Raw genomic sequence first — 18,159 nt, 5'->3', positions numbered from 1 at the left:
GTGCCCCCGGGCGCACGACCCGACGACGGAATGCCGACCTGACGCCCTCCTACACGGGTGTCGGGGCCGCGTCCGCGTGGGCGATGTGGGCCAGGGGGCGCCAGATGCAGGCCAGGGTCAGGCCGGCGCCGGCGAACGCGAACCAGAACGGGGCCGTCAGGCCCCAGCGCTCGGCGATCAGCCCGCCCAGCGCCTGACCCGCCACCAGGCCGCCGAAGACGCACATCATGTAGACCGAGCCCACACGGCCCTGGAGGCGCTGCGGCACCGCCCGCTGGCGCACGGTGGTCGACACCGTGCCCCACACGAACGCGTACGCACCGAACTCCACCATGATGACGATCGCGAGCCACCCCGCCGTCGTCAGCGCGAGCGCGAGATGCGTGGCCACCTCCAGCAGCAGGCAGCCGCGCATGACCGCCGCGAGCGAGAACCGTCGCTCGATGCGCGAGTACAGCGCCGTGCCGGCCAGCCCGCCCACGGCCGACGCCGTCGTCAGCAGCCCGAAGCCCACCTCGCTCATCCCCAGGTGGTCACGCGACCACAGCACCAGCACCGACCACGCGGCAGCCCAGGTGACGTTGAACACGAGGATCACGAGCGCCAGCGTCCGCACCGGCGCATGCCCCCACACCCAGCGCACGCCATCGGCGATGTCGCGGCGCACGTGCGTACGCTCCGCGCCGCGCTGCACCACGAGGCCCGGGGCGCCGTCGGGCGCGGGCGAGGACGCGATGCGCGCCACCAGCACCACCGCGAGCAGTGCGCACACCACCTGCACCACGAACGGGAACACCGCGCCCAGCGCGAACAGGAACGCACCCACGGGCGGCCCCACGAGCTGGTTGCACGTCAGGAACGCGGCCTGCATGCGGTGCGTACCGACCGACAGGTGACGACGCGGCACCAGCGCCGGCAGCAGCGTCTGCGACGTCGTGTCGGCGAAGACCTCCGCGACCCCGTACAGGAACATCGTGGCGAGCACGACGCGGATGTTCACCGCCCCGGTCACGATCGCCGCGCACAGCGACGCGACGACGACGGCGCGCAGCACGTTGGCGACCATGACGACACGGCGGCGGTCGAGCCGGTCCGCGACCGCCCCCGCCCACAGCCCGAACAGCAGCCACGGCAGGCGCTGCAGCAGCGCCGCGAGGGCCACGAGCACGGCCGAGCGGGTCTGGGAGGCCACGAGGAGCGGGCCCGCGGCCAGCGCGATGCCGTCGCCGATGTTGCTCGTCCACGCGGACGCCAGGAGCCACCGGTACGGGCCTCCGAGGGAGCGGGGCGCGATCACCTCGAGGACTCCGGTCACGAGTACGAGATCCTACGTCTCACGGCTCGACCACGGCCGTCCCGCTGAGTTGGACGATTGTTCGGAAACGGTTGACGTGCGGGCGCACCTAGAGCAACACTCTCCCGTGGTGGCGCGTGCCGCCCGCCCCCTGCGTGGCGTGCGCCACCCTCGACCGGGTTCCGGCCCGGAAACGATGCCCTTCGGACCCCCTGCCGGAGGGCATCGTCATCTCCGGCGCCATTGCTCCCGCACACCTCGCCCCGCAGCCGGGCGCGTCAGCCCGGTCGGCCTCGGCCCGCCCCGGCGTGCCGTCGCACGCCGCGCCGCGACGGCGCCTAGCGTGGCGCGCGTGAACGCCGTCCGACGCACCACCGCCGCCCGCGAGGGCCGGCCGTCGGCCGCGGCACCAGCCGACGCCGCGCCGCCCCGCCCACGCCTGGTCACGCCCGCCTCGCCCGAGGAGGCCGTGGCCGAAGCCGTCGCGCGCTGGCGTGAACGGCTCGTCGCCCAGGTCGGAGGGTCCACGCTCGCCGACGTCGGCCTGCTCGGCGACGCCGTCATCGACCTGTCCGCGGCCCACCCTTCGGGCGTCGCGCAGCTCTTCGCCGGGCGGCCCACCCGGCTCACCAACCTCCTGCGCGAACGCGCGGCACTCCCCGCGGCGCGCCGCCGCGCCCGCGCCGTCTCCGCCCGGTCGGCCGAGCACGCGCAACGGTTCGGTGTGGCACCCACCTACCTCGCGATCGGCGTCGCCACCTGGACCGAGCCCGTCGGCGGCCCCCCGCCGTCGAGCGGCCTGTCGCAGGACGTCGCCGCGCTCGCGCGCGTCACCGCGCAGCGCGACCCGCGGCCGACCGAGGCCGACGCCACCGAGGCTGCGACCGACGCCTCGGACGCCGCGGCCCCCGGGCCCCTCGGACCCGGACAGGCCAGCGAGACGCCGGTCCTCGACGCGACACCCGCCGCGCACGCCGCGACGGACGTCGCCGCGACCTCGGACGCCCCGAGCGACCCGGCCGCGACCGACGCCGACGACACACTGCTCCTCACGCAGTCCCTGCCCGTCGTCACGGTGGCCGCGCGCGCCGCGGCCACCGCGCCCGGCCCCGACCGGGCGACCGACCGCGTCGGTGCCGGCGCCCGCGACGCGAGCGCGGGCACCCAGGCCGTGCGCGTCGTCCACGCCCCCGTGCTCCTGCGGCCCGTGACCCTGACCCCGCGCGGCGACGGCGAGGCGGACTACGACCTCACGCTCGAGGCGACCGCCGAGCTCAACCCCGTCGTCGCACGCACCCTGCGTGCCCACGGCGCGCTGCTCGACCCCGCCTCGCTCGCCCAGGCCACCTTCTCCACCGCAGGATTCGACCCGTCCGACGTGCTCGACCGCATCGCAGCGCTCGGCGAGGCCGTCCTCGACGGCTTCACGCTCGACCGCCGCATGCTGGTCGGGACGTTCGTCCACCCCGGGCAGGCCCTCGTCGACGACATCGACGAGCTCGCGTCGTCGCTCGCACGGCACGAGGTCGTCGCGGCGCTCGCCGGCGTCGACGCGGCCGCCGCCGCCGTGACCGCCCTCCAGGTGCCGGCACCCGCACGCGGCGACGCCCCGCCCGCCCAGGAGCGTGGCGTCGGCGACCTCGACCCGTCACAGCGTCACGTGGTCGACGCGCTCGCGACCGGCGGCCACCTGTACGTGGACGCCCCCGTCGGCTCCGACGCCGCAGGGACGGTCGCCGCCGTCGTCGCCGAGGCCACGGCCGCGGGCCGCTCCGTGCTCTACGTGACCGGCCACCGCCGCGCCGCGGACGCGCTGGCCGCGAGGCTCGCGTCCCTCGACCTCGACGGGCTGCTGCTCGACGTCCCGCCCGTGCCGACGTGGCGCCAGGAGGTCGCGCGCCGGCTGCTGACCGCCATGGCGAGCGAGCCCGAACCGCTCGACGACGACGGCGTGGCCCAGCTCCGCGACGCCCTCATCGGGGCGGGCCACCAGCTCGCCGGGTACATCGCGGCGCTGCACCAGAGCCGGGCACCGTGGCAGGTCTCGGCGTACGACGCACTCCAGGCGCTCGCACGCCTCACCGCCGACCGCCCCGCGCCGTCGACCAGCGTGCGGCTGGCGCCCTCGACCGTCGTCGCGCTCAGCGGCGACGCGCGCCGCGCCGTCGCCGCCGATCTCCAGCAGGCCGCCGAGCTCGGGGCGTTCACGCTGCGCGCGACGTCGACGCCGTGGTTCGACGCGCTGCTGCTCACCGACGACGACGCCCGCGAGGCGCTCGTGCGCGTGCGAAGGCTCAAGGACACGACGCTGCCGCAGCTGCGCCGTCAGGTCGCGTTCGTCACCGAGATCACGGGCCTGACCCCGCCGACGACGGTGGGGGCGTTCGGCGAGCAGCTCACGATGCTCGGCGGCATGCGCGGCACCCTCGACCTGTTCCACCCGATGGTCTTCGAACGCACCGCGGCCGACATGGTGCAGGCGACGGCCACGCGCAAGTGGCGCGCCGAGCACGGCGTCGAGATGGGCTGGTTCACGCGGCGGCGACTGCGCAAGCACGCCAAGGACATGGTGCGCCCCGGTGTGCGCGTGCCCGACATGCACGCCGCGCTGCGCGAGGTGCAGGCCCAGCGCGAGGTGTGGGCGCAGCACGCCGAACGCGGCGGCTGGCCCACCCTGCCCGAGGGCCTGGCGACCATCGAGGACACCCACGAGGCCGTCCGCATCGACCTCGACGCGCTCGAACCCGTGCTCACGACGACGCCGCTCGGCGGCGGGCTCGCGGACCTCGCCCTGGACGGGCTCGCCGAGCGGCTCGAACGCCTCGCCGCCGACGCCGACTCCCTCGACACGCTGCCGGCGCGCACCGCCGCGCTGCGCCGCGCCCGCGCCGCCGGGGTCGGCGAGCTCGTCGACGACCTGATCGCCCGGCGCGTCGACGTCTCGCTCGTCATCCCCGAGCTCGAGCTCGCCTGGTGGAGCTCGGTGTTCGAGCAGCTCCTGGCCGCCGACCCGGCGCTCGCGGGACAGGACGGTGCCGGCCTCGACGCGCTCGCCCGGCGTTTCCGCGAGCTCGACCGGCGGCACGTCGCCTCGCTGTCCGGCCCCGTGCGCGCCGCCGTGCGCGCCCACCTGGGCGCGGCGATGCGCGACGACCGCGCCGACGCCGAAGCACTGTTCACCGAGCTCATCGAAGGGCGGCTGACGTCGCTGCGCGACCTGGCGACCCGCCACGGCGAGGTGCTGCGTCGCCTGCGGCCCGCCGTCGTCGCGACACCCACGCTCGTGCCGCGCCTGCTGCCCGCCGTCCGGACCGTCGACCTCGTGGTGCTCGACGCGATCCAGCACGTGCCGCTGGAGACCGTCGTGCCGGCGCTCGCCCGCGGCCGGCAGATCGTCGTCATCGGCGACGTGCGATCGGCGTCGGGCACGGCCGTGCTCGAGCTCGCCGGGGTGCTGCCGCACGTGACCGTCCAGCCGCGCGAGTCGCGGCGCGACCCCGAGCTGACACGGCTGCTGGCCCGCCACGGGTACGCCGGGCTGGTGCGGCCCGCGCCGCTGCCCCGCGCCGAAGCCCTCGTCCACCTCGACCTCGTCGACGGCTCTGGCATGCCCGACCCGTCGTCCGGGACGGTCGAGTCGACGCAGGCGGAGGTGGACCGCGTCGTCGAGCTCGCGATCGAGCACGCGCTGACCCGCCCCGAGGAGACGCTCGGCATCGTGACGGTGACGTCCGTGCACGCGGACCGCATCCGCGAGGCCCTGCTCGCCGAGGTGCGAGCCAACCCCGCGCTCGCCCCGTTCTTCTCCGGCGCACGGCCCGAGCCCGTCGTCGTCGCCGACGTCACCGGCGTCTCAGGCCTGTCCCGCGACGCGATCGTGCTGTCGCTCGGGTTCGGGCGCACACCTCACGGGCGCGTGCTGCACCGGTTCGGCGTGCTGAGCGAGCCCGGCGGTGACGCGATGCTGCTGGGCGCGCTCGGCGCGACCCGGCGCCGGCTGCGGGTGGTGACCTGCTTCCTCGCCGGCGACCTCGACCCCGAACGCCTGCGTGGCGCCGGACCACGCCTGCTCGCCGAGGTGCTCCAGTTCGCGCAGGTGCGGTCGGACGTCGCCGACCAGGTCGCGCTCGGCAACGGCGTCGACGTGTCCAGCGCGCCCGACCGGCTGCTGGTCGACCTGGGCGAGCGCCTGTGGCGGCTCGGCTACCTCGTCGAGACCGACTACGGCCTGCCCGACGGCGACCGCATCCCGCTCGTGGTAGGCCACCCCGACCTGCCCGGCGAGCTGCTGGTCGCCGTGCTCACCGACGACGACGCCTACGTGGCCGAGCCGTCGGTGCGGGTCCGCGCGCGGCAGGTCGCGGAACGGCTCGAACGCCTCGGCTGGGTGGTCACCCAGGTGTGGAGCGCCGCCGCGTTCCTCGACCCGGACGGCGAGGCCGACCGGGTGCGTGGACTCGTCCAGCGGGTGCGTGACGAGCGCATCGGAACCGCGGGCGGCGTCGTGCCGCCGCGCGAGGTCGTGGTGCCGCACCTTCCGGCGGAGGACGACGACGAGGACGAGGCACCGTTCGCCGGGCCGGCCGCGCCGCATCCTGACGAGACCGCGGCACCCGCACGGGACGTGGCGGGCGAGCCCGAGGAGCCGGACCGGACGGGCGCGGGCGACACGGCCCGCGTGGTGGACGGACCGGACGGGAACGCTGTCGCCCTCGGGGACGAGACCCGTGGGCTGGACGAGCCGGACGCACACGGGGTGCGGGACGATCAGGCGGCGCGGGACGCGTCGGACGAGGAGCCTGCTGCGCCGGCGCCCCTCCCGAGCGACCCCTCCTGACGCCGCCCCTTCCCGACGAAGGGTTCCGGCGCGGGCGACGCGTGCCGTGCGCGGGCGTGGGCGCGCGAGCCAGCGTGTGGCCGTGGCCGTGGCCGTGGCCGTGGTCGTGGTCGTGGTCGTGGTCGGCGACCGGTGCGGCTCAGAGCGTTGCGGCTCAGAGCGTCGCGAGCAGAGGGCCCTCGCACGCAGGGGGCGCCCGTTCCCTGCCGCGGGCCGTCGTGGCCGGGCTCCCGCGCCCGCAGGTCCCTGGAGGGCGCGACGCCTCCTGGCAGCGGGGAGGATGGACCCGTGACTGACGGTTGGAGAGACCCCGAGACGGTGGCGGGCCCGGGGGCGGCGTCGCCGCCCGGCGACGCGAGCCCACGCCGCCGCCACCGGCGCGTCGTCCGGGCCGGGAACGAGCGCGAGCAGGTCCCCGGCGTCAGCGACGACGAACGCGGCGGGCACGGCGACAACGACCAGCGCTTGCTGGGTGACGTGCCACCCCACTGGGGACGCCGCTGACCTGCGGGTCCGGTCTCGCCGGGCCGACCTCGCCGTCGCGTCCAGTCGCGCACGGCCCGGCGGCGACCGCGGTCCGCCCGGCGGCGACCAGGCTCCGGTCGGCGGCGACCGCCATCCGGTCGACTGCGACCGCCATCCGGCCGGCGGCGAAGGCGGTCAGTCGCGCCGGGATGACGCGAGCAGGTCCCGGATCTCCTGGAGCAGCACGACGTCCTCGCTCGGGGCAGCGGGCTCGGGCGAGGGCTCCTCGCCGCTCTTGAAGCGCTCGGTGAAGCGCTTGACCGGAACGACGACGACGAAGTAGAGCGTGGTCGCGACGATGAGGAAGTTCAGCACCGCCTGGAGGAACAGACCAACGGGCATGCTGGTGGTGCCGGTGAGCGGGATGGAGACATCGCTCACGTCCGGCTGGCCGAAGATCAGGGCGATGAGCGGGCTCAGAACCCCGTCCATGAGCCCGTTGACGACGCCGGTGAACGCCGCGCCGATGATGATGCCGACGGCGAGGTCGAGCACGTTACCGCGCAGCAGGAACTCCCTGAAACCCTTGAGCATGTTCTCCCCTGAGATGGATGGGCGTCACGCCCGCGGGTGACCCGCAGACCGGAATCGATTTTGGGCGCCGGGTGGTCGCACCCGCAAGCGCCCACGCTGAGTCGCACACGGCCGAGTGCGAGAGCCACGCGGCTTCGTGGGCGTTGTCTGGGGCGCGATCACGGGACGAGCACGGCCGCGACCGCCCCGGCTCCCGATGCCGCCGACAGCCCCGGTGCCTCGTCGGGCGCGACCGCGAACAGCGTCACCGGGTCGGCGTCCGTGCCCTTCGCGCCCCCGAGCAGCCCTGCCGGGCCGTCGTCGTCGTCCGGTGCGGTGCGCCCGGCCGCGGGGAGCACGAGCGCGCGTCGCGCCAGGTAGGGGGAGTCTGCTGCGCCGTCGTCGGCGGAGAGTGCCGTGGACGAGACGAGGTCCGCGTGGTCCCCGGCCCGCAGCAGCCGTGCGGTCGCCGCATCGAGTCGCACAGGGACCACGACGGTCCCGCCGGGGGCGAGCGCGGTGACGGCGCCGCCGGCCAGGAGGTCGGCCGACAACGGCAGCCCGGACGGGAGCGCGACGGGCGGCACCCGGCCGACCGCGTCCGCCGGGTCGGTGAGCGCCCCCTGGGGCGTGAGCGAGGCGGGGACGGGGCGGACCTCGAGGTCGGTGCGCTCGACCTCGACTCCGGCCGCGAGCCGGTGGGCGGGCACGACGACGTCGCGCATCGGTGGTGGTTCGGGTCGCAGCGCCTGCACCGCGCTCGTGGCGGAGACGCCGCAGCAGACCGCGACGACGGCGAAGCGTGAGCGCCACAGCCAGCGCCGGACCGCGCGGTGCAGGCGCCTGCGGTCTGTCGTTCCGGACGGGCGTGGTTCGGGGTGGCTCATGCCGGGCGAGGCTAGGTGGGCAGCCTCGGCGTCGGTCTGCGCCGCAGGGAACCTGTGGAACCCACCGTGGTTCGACGTGCTGGGGACGGGCTCGCCGCCCGAGTCCGCCGTTGCCCGGCGGCGCGCGGAGTCAGGCTGAGGCAGCCTTGCTGGACGACGAGGAGGAGCCCGAGGCCGGGGCCGTGCTCTTCGAGGAGGACGACGAGGACGACGACGACGACGTCGAGGACGACGACGACGACGACGACGACGACTTCGAGGATCCCTTGCGCGAGTCCGTCCGGTAGAAGCCGGAGCCCTTGAACGTCACGCCGACGCTCCCGTACTGCTTGCGCAGCGCACCGCCGCACTCGGGGCACACGGTGAGGGCGTCGTCGGTGAACGCCTGGTGGATGTCGAACGCGTGGTCGCAGGCGGCGCACCGATAGGCGTAGGTGGGCACGGAATCTCCTCGGGAACTGACGCTGGCGGGTGCGCGGCTGACACGGGCGGACGAGCCCCGGAACGCTGGCACTCCGGCTTACCGAGTGCCAATGATACGCGCGCATCGGCCACACCCACCAGGAACCCGCCTGTCGTCGGGGCTACCACGGTAGTCTCGCCTGCGTGTCAGCCCCCGCGACCGCCGCCGTTCCCGCTGAAGAGCCAGCCGCCCCTGCCCCGCGTGGCCGCCGGTCGACGCTGCGCCGCGTCGTCGTCGCGGTGGCCGTGGTGCTCGTGCTGGTGCTCGTGGCAGCGGTGTCCTTCGCCACCGTCGTCGTGCGCCGCCCGCTGCCGCAGACGAGCGGCACCGCGCAGCTCGACGGGCTCACCGGGAACGTGCGCGTGGTCCGCGACGATCGTGGGGTGCCGCAGATCTACGCCGACACGGCCGTGGACCTCTTCCGTGCGCAGGGCTTCGTGGCGGCGCAGGACAGGTTCTTCGAGATGGACTACCGCCGGCACGTGACCGCCGGGCGGCTGGCCGAGCTCGTCGGCAACGTCCCGGCGGCGATCGACGCCGACAAGGTCGTGCGGACCTTCGGCTGGCGCCTCGTCGCCCAGCAGGAGCTCGACCTGCTGACCCCCGAGACGCGTTCGTACCTCCAGGCCTACGCCGACGGCGTCAACGCCTACCTCGCCGAACGCAAGCCCGACGAGATCGCCGTCGAGTACACCGTGCTGGGCCTGAGCGTCGACGTCGGCCAGCCCGAGCCGTGGGATCCGGTCGACTCGCTCGCCTGGCTCAAGGCCATGGCCTGGGACCTGCGCGGCAACTACGACGACGAGCTGGAGCGCGCCCTGGCGTACTCGACGCTCGACGACGTCGGGCTCGTGGCCGAGCTCTTCCCGTCGTTCGCCGCAGGCGGCAACGCGACCATCCTCGACCCGGCCGACATCGACGTCGACCTCGCCGCACCGGCCGCGGACGACGGGTCCGCGCAGGCCGCCGCGGCCGCCGCGACCACCCCGACGGCGCCGTCGAGCACACCGGTCCTGGACGCCGCGCTCGCCTCGGCACGCAGTGCGCTGGACGCCGTCCCCGTGCTCGTGGGACGCGGCGAAGGCACGGGGTCGAACTCGTGGGTCGTCTCGGGCGACCACACGGCATCGGGCAAGCCGATGCTCGCCAACGACCCGCACCTGTCGCTCGCCGCGCCGAGCATCTGGGCGCAGGTCGGCCTGCACTGCACCACCGTGGGCACCGAGTGCCCGTTCGACGTCGCCGGATTCTCGTTCTCCGGGTTCCCAGGCGTCATCATCGGCCACAACGGCGCGCTGGCCTGGGGCCTGACGAACATGGGCGCAGACGTCACCGACTTCTTCATCGAGCGTGTGCGCGACGACACCTACCAGCGTGGCGACGACTGGGTGCCGGTGGAGACGCGGACCGAGACGATCCGCGTCGCCGGGTCGGCCGCGATCGACCTCCAGGTGCGCTCCACGGTGCACGGACCCATCGTGTCCGACGTGCTCGACGTCGGGAACGTCGCCGGATCCCCGACGGGGCAGGGCACGCTGCTGGGCACCTACGCCGTCTCGCTCGGGTGGACGGCCCTCACCCCGGGCCGCACCGCCGACGCCGTCTTCGCGTTCAACACCGCGCAGAACGCCGCCGACATGCGCGCCGCGGCAGCCCTGTTCGACGTGCCCGCCCAGAACATCGTGTTCGCCACCGCGGACGGTCACATCGGCTACCAGGCGCCGGGGCGCATCCCCGTGCGGGAGAGCGTGCCCGGGCCGGTGCCCTCGGACGGCTCGTGGCCGCGCGACGGGCGCGACCCCCGCTTCGACTGGCAGGGCTGGGTGCCGGCCGACCAGATGCCGCGCGCCCTCGACCCCGCGAGCGGCTTCATCGTCGCCGCCAACCAGGCCGTGCTGCCCGACGGCGCGGGTCCGTTCCTCACCAACGACTGGGACTACGGGTTCCGGTCCGAACGCATCCGCACGCTGCTCCAGGAGAAGATCGACTCGGGTCGCAAGCTCACCGTCGGCGACTTCAACACCATCCAGAACGACGACTGGAGCCCGTACACCCAGGTGCTGCTGCCCGCGCTGCTCGACGTCCAGCTCGACGACGACTACTCGGCGGCCGGCCAGCGGCTGCTGCGCGGCTGGGACCGTCGCATGTCCGCCGACTCGGCCGGCGCCGCCTACTTCGCTGCCGTGTGGCGCAACCTCCTCCAGGACACGTTCTGGGACGACCTGCCGCAAGACATGCGCCCCGACGGCGGCAGCAAGTGGCTCGTCGTCGTGCGCGACATGCTCGACAAGCCCAACGACCCGTTCTGGGACGACCGCTCGACGCTCAACGTCACCGAGTCGCGCGACGAGGTGCTCCACCAGGTGATGGTCTCGGCCCGCCGTGACCTCACGGTCGAGATGTCGAAGAACCCTGCTGACTGGAGATGGGGCACGCTGCACCAGCTCCGCCTCGAGCACCCCGTGCTCGGCGGAGAGTCGATCCCCGCACCCGTGCGTCGGCTCGTGAACCCCTCGCCCGTGCCCATGCCAGGGTCGTCGTCCGTCGTCAACGCGACCGGGTGGGACGCAGGAACGGGCAGCTTCGAGGTCCTGACCGGCCCGTCGATGCGCATGGTCGTCGACTTTGGCGACATCGACGCCTCGACCTGGGTCGTCGTGACCGGCTCCTCAGGGCACCCGGGCACCCGGCACTACACCGACCAGATCGACGCGTGGTCCCGGGGGCGGACGTTCCCGTTCCCGTTCACCAAGGCCGCGGTCGACGCGGCGTCGTCGGACGTGCTGACGCTCACGCCGTGAGCGGACGCCACCACTGCGGCGTGGCGACCGCGTGCACGCGCACGTCGTGCGGCTCGGTCGGCAGCGGCCGCTCCTCGGCGTCGTAGACCTCGTCCGCGAACACCATCGCGACGACGGACACTCCCTCAGGAACCAGCCGCAGCACGCGGTCGTACCAACCGCCGCCCTGACCCAGCCGACGCCCACGGGTGTCCACCGCGAGCGCCGGGGCGACGACGACGTCGGCGGTCGCGATCGCGGACGCACCGAGGGCCGGGCCGCCCGGCTCCGGGGGCGCCCCGGAGCGCGCTCGCGCAGGTCGTCCGCGGTCGTGTAAGGGGCCCAGTCGCGCGCAAGCCCCGCGCCGAGCACGGGCAGCAGCACGCGCGTGCCCCGCGTGGCGAGCCGCTCGAGCAGCACCCCCGTGCCCGGCTCGTTCGACCGGGCCGCATACGCGGCGACGCACGCGGCGTCACGGACCGCCGGGATGGTCTCGAGGACGTCGGCGAACGCGACCGCGGCGTCCGCGCGCTGGCGGGCGGACCGTGCGGCACGCTGCCGGCGGATGACGTGCCGCAGCTCGTCCTTCGCCTCAGCGGGCTCCATGCCGGGTGTCAGCGGGTACGGCTGGTGCTTCAACGCGTCTCTGGAGTCGCCACGCATGCGCACATTGTGTCAGTGTCCACCCGACACAGTGACAGGCGGTAGAACGTGGGGGGACCGCAGGTGGCGCGGTCGACGCAAACGTGCGCGAGAGGGCTGACGACGGTGACCAAGGCGTGGCCGGTGACGTTGCGCGAGGACGACGCGAAGGGGTCGGTCGTGCTGCGGCCGCTGCGCCGTCGGGACTCCGAGGTGTGGCTCCGGCTGCGCACGGCCAACCACTCGTGGCTCGAACCGTGGGAAGCGACCTCCCCGCGCGGCCTGGGCGGGTCGACGACGTTCGGCGAGTACGTGCGCCTGCTCTCGCAGCAGGCGCGCGCGGGCACGACGCTGCCGTTCGCCGTCGAGCTGGACGGTGCGCTGGTGGGTCAGCTCACCGTGTCGTCCATCACCTACGGCTCGCTGTGCTCGGCCGCGATCGGCTACTGGGTCTCCCGCGACGTCGCCGGCCGGGGCGTCATCCCGACGGCGGTCGCCCTGGCAACCGACTACTGCCTCCAGGTGCTCGGCCTGCACCGCATCGAGATCAACATCCGGCCCGAGAACCACCGCAGCCTGCGCGTCGTCGAGAAGCTCGGCTTCCGAGACGAGGGGACACGCGCGCGCTACCTGCACATCCAGGGGAAGTGGCGCGACCATCGCACCTTCGCGTTGACGAGCGAGGACGTCCCCGGAGGGCTCCTGGCGCGCTGGCAGAAGGCCCGCGAGGCGCGTTGGCCCACCGAATGACACGGGACGCGCACACAGGTCGTGAAAGACACGCCGAGAGGCACTCCACCACGTCGGCGCGCTGCTCGCCTACCGTCAGGATGTGGAATCCCAAGCATCCGGACTCGCAGCCCTCGTGCTGTTCGTCCTGGTGCTCGGATACTGGGTGCCGCGCAAGGTGCGCGCCCGCCAGGAGCTCGCCGACGCCAGGTCCGACGACCGATTCTCCGACAGCATGCGCATCCTCGCGGTCGCGACGGTCGGCACACCCGCGCCCGCGGCGCCCCTCCCGTCCGTCGGCCTGCTCACCATGGCCGCCAGCCCCGGGCCCGTGAAGGTACCGGTCCCCGCCACCCGCAGCGCCCGAGAGGAGACACCGATGGCCGAGCCGCAGGCCACCGCGCGCACGACGCGCCTCGAGCTCCTGGAACTGCGCGCCAAGCGCGCCCGGCGTCGGCTCACGCTCACGCTCGTCCTCCTCACCGCGACCGCCGCCACCTGGGCCGCCGTGTCCCTGACACCGCTGCTCTGGTACGCGGGCCTCGCGCCGACCGCGCTCCTCGGCGTCGTCCTCGTGCTCGGACGTGCCGCCGCGGCGACAGCGCGGCGTGCAGACGCACGCTGGGTCGCCGAACGTCGCGCCGCAGAGCGCCGCGCCGTGCAGGCCCGCGCGCTCGCCGCAGGCGGCCCGCGCGCTCCGCGCAACCGAGCGAGAGTGACCGGACGAGCCGTCCACGGGTCGTCGACGATGACGACGATGATCCCGCGCGTGACCGTGACCGTCGTCGACGGTGAGGCCGAAGAGGGCGGGACCACGCACGCCCCGACGGCCGCAGCACACGAGCGTGACTCCGAACCGCAGACCCGCGCGGAAACACCCGCGCCCACGCGCACGGCGGCCGCGGAAGGCACGGCCTCGGAACGCACGGCCTCGGAAGGCGCGGCAGGTGCCGGCGGCGCATGGGAGCCCCGGGCCGTCCCCCTGCCGACCTACGTGACCAAGCCCGCCGCCCCGCGGCGCGAGCCCCGACCGCTCACCGCGAGCCAGCCCGCCGTGTCGACCGGATGGTCGACCTCGCCGTGGCGGCGCATCGAGAACCCCGCAGAAGAGGTCGGCGAAGCCACCACGTCATGGTCGCTCGGGCAGCGCAAGAGGCCGCCCTGGGACCCGCGACGACGCCAGCGCCCGCACCCGGCACCCTCGCCGCCCGAGACGCCGCAGGAAGCGTCGACCCGGTCACGGCCGAGGAGCCGCGACCCCGCACCGAGACGCTGGGACTGCCGCTCGAGCAGATCCTCGCGCGGCGGCGCGCGGCGGGCTGACGGCCGCCGCGCGATTTGGAGGATCGGGCAGGTCGGGTGCTAACCTAGGGCACGCCTTGGGGCTATGGCGCAGTTGGTAGCGCGTCTCGTTCGCAATGAGAAGGTCGGGGGTTCGAATCCCCCTAGCTCCACCCCATGAAGGCCGTTGGTCGGGATGAACATCCTGGTCAGCGGCCTTCGACGTTCCCGGAGTCCTCCAAACGAGAGGACCGAGATCGTCATGATTCCACGCGAGGTTCCACGCGAGTGCTCACCGGGCATGCGTGCGAGCGACGGTGATCGACCCAGGTCGCCGGTCGTGACGGCGCACCTGGAACTCATGGTCACGAGAGACGAACCCCCGCTCACGCACACGCCGATGTGGACCCTCGACGAACTGTGCGAGAAGGTCCGCGTGAGCCACGAGACGGTGCACACCTGGCGCAAGCGCGGGACCGCGCCCAAGGCGTACGTCATCGGACGGCACCTCATGTTCGAGGAGTCGGACGTCCGGGCGTGGCTCGATGCTCGGACCGCTCGTACCGACGACGAGCCCAGCACGGGCTCCGGATCGGGCTGGTGAGCGCGATGACTCACGACAGGCTCAACCCCGGAGAGCACGGAGAGATCTTCATCAAGAAGACGCCCAGCGGCTCGTTTCAGGCCCGTGTTCGCGTTCGTCTGTTGGACGGCTCGGACACGCAGATCTCCCGAAGCCGGAAGACGAGGGCCGCCGCACGGCTCGCCGTCCAGGCGGAGATCGATGAGCGCCTCAAGCGCCCCAGGGGCTCGGTCGACCTGAAGCCCGACAGCAAGGTCGGGCTCGCTGCACGGCAGTGGATCGACGAACTCCGAGTGCAGGCAACTTGGCCTCGGCCGCGGCGCAGGCCGCAGACGATCGACGAGTACGAGCGACTCCTCGGAACCCTGTTGGTCCCGAAGCTGGGGAAGCTCAGGCTCAACGAGCTGACGACGGCGCGGTGTCAGGCATGGATCGACGAGATCATCGAGCAGGGCCAGGGCGGCCCGCATGACATGGTCGTCACGGCCGCTCAAGTGCGGATGGTCTTCAAGGCGGTCCTTGATCGCGCGATCGTCCACGACGCCCTGCACTCGAACCCCATGGACAAGACGACGACGCCACCGCGGAAACAGCCGAACCCGACCGCGCTGACCGTGACCAGCGTCCATCGGCTCCGGGAGGCTGTCCGGGCGTGGGAGGCTGCTCGCGCCGGTCGGCCAGGTCCCCGCCAAACGGGCACCTTCCCGTCGCGGTCGACGTCATGCTCGGGACGGGCCTGCGGATCGGAGAAGTACTCGCGCTCAACTGGTCCGAAGTGAACCTCACCACCGAAGGGCTGCCGACCGTGAGGGTGGACGCCACGATGGTCGACATCAAGGGGCAGGGAACCGTTCGCCAGGCCATGCCGAAGACGGACTCCGGGAAGCGCACGATCATCATCCCGCGGTTCACGGCCGACGCCCTGCGAGGGTTGTACCCGGACGGCGCGTCTCCCACCGACCCGGTGTTCCCGTCGCGGCGCCGGGCGGGTCGCGCGGAGCCTCGACCGCAGACCCCGCACAACGTGCGGCGTATGCTCCGTGCCGCTCTGGAACTCGCCGGCATGAAGGGTGAGGTCCATCCCCACCTTCTGCGATCCACGGTGGCGACGTTCGTTGCCCGCGAGAGAGGCACCGCCGACGCCGCGGTGCTTCTTGGACACAAGATCCAGGGCGGTGTGACGCAGCGGCACTACGTCGAGCGCCTCCTCATCGCGCCGGACGTGTCGTCGATCCTGCAGGCGATGGTCGAGATCGGCGAGGAGGAGGCAGCGGCACAAGCCGAGCGGGATGACGGCAAGACAGCCGGGGCAGATGCCGCCGTGGGGCGATGAAGAAGCCCGCGTCACCACAGCCCGCGTCCGGGCTCAGGCCGCGCGGTGCGGCGAGGCTCGGCGGGCTGAGAGCGGGCGACCGTTTCCCGTGCCGCCCGAGCCCTTCCCTTGGTTGTGAAGCCGCGGTCGAGACGGTCGTTGGCCGTGTCGTGCGGGACGGTGAGTCCCACCCGCTGTCCGAAGGCGATGACATTGTTGAGCGCGCTCGTCAGGAGACCGGGGAAGAGGGTTCGGTTGCCGACGACGGTGAGGTTCGTGGGTGCGCGCCCGGTGGGGTCGTACTGGGTGGAGCCGAGGACCTGGTCGACGTTCGTGTCGAAGTAGGTGTTGATGAAGACCATGCCGTCATCGAGCTGGACGGCCGTCGCTTCCTCCCATTCGACGCCGCGGCGCGGGGCGCCGGCCTCGCGGCGGCGGAAGACGAGGAGGTCGGCGATCTCGTCGGTACCCGTGGCGCCGCGGTAGGCGCCGGCGGGGAAGCGGACTGCTCCGACGAGGTCGGCGAGGTCACCGATCTGACGGCGTCCGAACGGCATGGGGTTGTCCATGAGGTCGTGGGTGGCGATGACGGCGGCGAGCCCGCCGGGCTTGGTGACCGACACGGCCAGGGCGGTGTCGACGAGGTGGTCGGAACGACGCTTGATGATGTTCGGGGCGTAGGTGAGGCGGACGTCGAAGCCGGCGAGCGCGGCGATGACGACGTCGAAGTCTTCGCGCTCGTCCCATCGGGTGATGTCGGAGAGCGGCCCGATGGCGTTGTCGTGCCGGTCGACGTGAGCGACGAGGGAGCCGTGCCGCGGCCCGATCCCGCGCGGGAGCCCGAGCAGGGTTGCGCAGTTGTCGCCGATGGTCAGGACGTGCCCGCCCTGGTTGCCGAGGGCCTTGAAGGTGCGCCAGATCTGGGCGGCGACCAGTTCATGGGTCGCCCACGCCGGGTCGTCGAGGTGGTCATGGGCGGCGAGCGCGTCGGCGGCGATCTTCATCTCCCGGGGGATCTCGGGGCTCATGACGCACCTCCCGGCTCGTGGGTCAGGCGGCGGCGCGAGGCGACGTCGTCGTCGACGAAGGCGGCGAAGTCGGCGTCACGGTCGGTAATCGCCTGGTCGCCCGCGACCGGTTCCGGGGGCTCGCCGGGCCACATGGTGGTGCGGGTGGGGCGGTCGCGGTCGAGGCGGGTGCCGCATGCGGCGACCCAGTCGCGCAGGCGGTGACGGGCGTCGGCGAAGTCGCGCATCCACGCGATCGGGGCGGACGGTGAGGCGTCGGGGTCGTAGCAGGCGAGCCAGTGCGTGTGCAGCGCGGACAACTCCCACACGAGCTCGTCGTGGCGGTGCCACAGCGGCGGGACGATCGTGGGCGGCAGGCCGAACGCCTTGCGCAGCCAGGTGACCCAGGCGTTCAGGTCGGTCCACGCGGCGTGAGCCTCGTCGGGGCTGAGGTGGTTCCAGTTGACCGGGACGACGTCGTCGTGGGCGAGCGTGGGCAGGGGGTCGTCGTGGATCTCGGGCAGTGCGCTGAGCCCGGTCGCGTCGAACAGCAGGGACATGTTGTCGAAGGGCCACTCGTCCGGTTCGGGCGTGCTGCTCATAGTGGTTCACCGCCGCTCAGGTTCCGAGCGGCGAGCCGACGCCGTCGAGCGGACGGTCGTGCCGGACTGAGGTCGGCTGGGCGGGCAGGTCCGGCACTGCCCGCAGCCGTCGTCCCGACGCCGGAGCCTCGGCGGGCTCGAGCGGGTGGCGGGTGTCGAGGTGCCGGGCCCGGCTCGCCGGGTGCCGCGACATCGACCGGGCGAGGGCGTCGTCGGCTGCGTCGTGCCCGATCCGGGTCGCGACGAACTCGTAGCGCACATCCTCGACGCCCACTCGGTCGATCGGATACCCCCGGGTGCGGCCGACGGCGACGAACCGCTCGCCCTTGTGGAACTCGCCCGCGAGCCTCGCGGCGAGCTGGCCGTAGATCGCGAGCGTATGGAACGACGGGTCGGCCATCGAGCGCGCGCCGTCGGGTTCGCTCTGCCAGTGCTCCACGCCCACGCGCGCTGCGAGGCGGTACATGCCGCCGGCCGTCGTGGTGAGCCTGGGCTCGGTGACGATGAACCCCGCGAGCGCCTCGCGGGTCGGAATGGTGTCGGACATGCGCTGCTCCTGACGTGATAGCGGCGGCCTGGTCTGTCGTGGCCGATGACTGCCAGGTGCGCTCGGCACGCCGAGGGTGAAAAGTGCCGAGCTCGCCCAGCGAAGGACGAAACGTGTCAATGCGCGATGCGACGATCACCTCGACCCAAGCGAACCG

Annotated in this window: 16 protein-coding genes, 1 tRNA gene and 1 pseudogene; 9 read left to right on the top strand and 9 right to left on the bottom strand. The window is 73.5% G+C overall.

The window, feature by feature from the left end:
• Positions 1 to 49: 49 nt before the first annotated feature.
• Positions 50 to 1,315, bottom strand: a complete 1,266-nt coding sequence (locus ET495_RS10250) for an MFS transporter (protein ID WP_129204727.1) — start codon at positions 1,313 to 1,315, stop codon at positions 50 to 52.
• A 331-nt stretch (positions 1,316 to 1,646) separates the two neighbouring features.
• Here ET495_RS10250 and ET495_RS10245 point away from each other — a divergent pair, with 331 nt between their 5' ends.
• The gene (locus ET495_RS10245; RefSeq protein ID WP_245993018.1) at positions 1,647 to 6,131 is read left to right on the top strand and encodes a hypothetical protein; all 4,485 of its coding nucleotides are present in this window, start codon (positions 1,647 to 1,649) and stop codon (positions 6,129 to 6,131) included.
• Between the two features lie 288 nt (positions 6,132 to 6,419).
• Positions 6,420 to 6,635: a hypothetical protein gene (locus tag ET495_RS10240; protein WP_129204726.1), complete on the top strand. Its 216-nt coding sequence runs from the start codon at positions 6,420 to 6,422 to the stop codon at positions 6,633 to 6,635.
• 156 nt (positions 6,636 to 6,791) lie between these two features.
• On the opposite strand, the gene mscL is transcribed toward ET495_RS10240, so the two are convergent.
• The 3 genes from mscL to ET495_RS10225 all read right to left on the bottom strand — a co-directional run bounded on the left by mscL (position 6,792) and on the right by ET495_RS10225 (position 8,498).
• Positions 6,792 to 7,190, bottom strand: coding sequence for a large conductance mechanosensitive channel protein MscL (mscL, locus tag ET495_RS10235; RefSeq protein ID WP_129204725.1), 399 nt, complete (start codon positions 7,188 to 7,190; stop codon positions 6,792 to 6,794).
• Positions 7,191 to 7,348: 158 nt separating this feature from the next.
• Positions 7,349 to 8,056 carry an SAF domain-containing protein gene (locus ET495_RS10230; protein WP_129204724.1) on the bottom strand — a complete coding sequence of 236 codons (708 nt, stop codon included), beginning with the start codon at positions 8,054 to 8,056 and terminating at the stop codon, positions 7,349 to 7,351.
• Positions 8,057 to 8,186: 130 nt separating this feature from the next.
• Positions 8,187 to 8,498 carry an FmdB family zinc ribbon protein gene (locus ET495_RS10225; RefSeq protein ID WP_129204723.1) on the bottom strand — a complete coding sequence of 104 codons (312 nt, stop codon included), beginning with the start codon at positions 8,496 to 8,498 and terminating at the stop codon, positions 8,187 to 8,189.
• Positions 8,499 to 8,662: 164 nt separating this feature from the next.
• Here ET495_RS10225 and ET495_RS10220 point away from each other — a divergent pair, with 164 nt between their 5' ends.
• On the top strand, positions 8,663 to 11,320 hold the full coding sequence (locus tag ET495_RS10220; protein ID WP_129204722.1) for a penicillin acylase family protein: 2,658 nt from the start codon (positions 8,663 to 8,665) through the stop codon (positions 11,318 to 11,320).
• Here ET495_RS10220 and ET495_RS10215 read toward each other — a convergent pair.
• Positions 11,310 to 11,765, bottom strand: coding sequence for a 5-formyltetrahydrofolate cyclo-ligase (locus ET495_RS10215; protein ID WP_342770094.1), 456 nt, complete (start codon positions 11,763 to 11,765; stop codon positions 11,310 to 11,312). The two genes, ET495_RS10220 and ET495_RS10215, sit on opposite strands and share 11 nt — an antisense overlap.
• Positions 11,657 to 11,905: pseudogene (locus tag ET495_RS19410) on the bottom strand (5-formyltetrahydrofolate cyclo-ligase); the annotation flags it as partial. The pseudogene ET495_RS19410 and the gene ET495_RS10215, both read right to left, overlap by 109 nt.
• Positions 11,906 to 12,085: 180 nt before the next feature.
• On the opposite strand from ET495_RS19410, the gene ET495_RS10210 reads away from it, so the two are divergent.
• The 6 genes from ET495_RS10210 to ET495_RS10185 all read left to right on the top strand — a co-directional run bounded on the left by ET495_RS10210 (position 12,086) and on the right by ET495_RS10185 (position 15,867).
• The gene (locus ET495_RS10210; RefSeq protein ID WP_245993017.1) at positions 12,086 to 12,691 is read left to right on the top strand and encodes a GNAT family N-acetyltransferase; all 606 of its coding nucleotides are present in this window, start codon (positions 12,086 to 12,088) and stop codon (positions 12,689 to 12,691) included.
• A gap of 82 nt (positions 12,692 to 12,773) precedes the next feature.
• Positions 12,774 to 14,036 (top strand): hypothetical protein, encoded by a 1,263-nt coding sequence (locus ET495_RS10205; protein WP_129204720.1) that lies wholly within the window; start codon positions 12,774 to 12,776, stop codon positions 14,034 to 14,036.
• Positions 14,037 to 14,051: 15 nt separating this feature from the next.
• Positions 14,052 to 14,124, top strand: a tRNA-Ala gene (locus ET495_RS10200).
• Between the two features lie 167 nt (positions 14,125 to 14,291).
• The gene (locus ET495_RS17670; RefSeq protein WP_162616433.1) at positions 14,292 to 14,555 is read left to right on the top strand and encodes a helix-turn-helix transcriptional regulator; all 264 of its coding nucleotides are present in this window, start codon (positions 14,292 to 14,294) and stop codon (positions 14,553 to 14,555) included.
• Positions 14,556 to 14,560: 5 nt separating this feature from the next.
• A complete protein-coding gene (locus ET495_RS10190; RefSeq protein ID WP_245993439.1) occupies positions 14,561 to 15,313 on the top strand; it encodes an N-terminal phage integrase SAM-like domain-containing protein in 753 nt (250 codons plus the stop codon).
• A complete protein-coding gene (locus ET495_RS10185) occupies positions 15,256 to 15,867 on the top strand; it encodes a tyrosine-type recombinase/integrase (protein ID WP_129204717.1) in 612 nt (203 codons plus the stop codon). The genes ET495_RS10190 and ET495_RS10185 overlap by 58 nt, the downstream gene beginning before the upstream one ends.
• 11 nt (positions 15,868 to 15,878) lie before the next feature.
• Here ET495_RS10185 and ET495_RS10180 read toward each other — a convergent pair whose 3' ends face one another.
• The 3 genes from ET495_RS10180 to ET495_RS10170 are packed head-to-tail and all read right to left on the bottom strand — an operon-like array spanning position 15,879 to position 18,002.
• A complete protein-coding gene (locus ET495_RS10180) occupies positions 15,879 to 16,874 on the bottom strand; it encodes a hypothetical protein (protein WP_129204716.1) in 996 nt (331 codons plus the stop codon).
• A complete protein-coding gene (locus ET495_RS10175; RefSeq protein WP_245993016.1) occupies positions 16,871 to 17,455 on the bottom strand; it encodes a hypothetical protein in 585 nt (194 codons plus the stop codon). Before ET495_RS10175 ends, ET495_RS10180 begins: the two co-directional genes overlap by 4 nt.
• A gap of 16 nt (positions 17,456 to 17,471) precedes the next feature.
• Positions 17,472 to 18,002, bottom strand: a complete 531-nt coding sequence (locus tag ET495_RS10170; RefSeq protein WP_129204715.1) for a single-stranded DNA-binding protein — start codon at positions 18,000 to 18,002, stop codon at positions 17,472 to 17,474.
• Positions 18,003 to 18,159: the final 157 nt, after the last annotated feature.

The organism is Xylanimonas allomyrinae (assembly GCF_004135345.1).
Lineage (GTDB): Bacteria > Actinomycetota > Actinomycetes > Actinomycetales > Cellulomonadaceae > Xylanimonas > Xylanimonas allomyrinae.
Note: the sequence above shows the minus strand (reverse complement) of the source record. Positions and strands in the feature narration are given on the sequence as shown.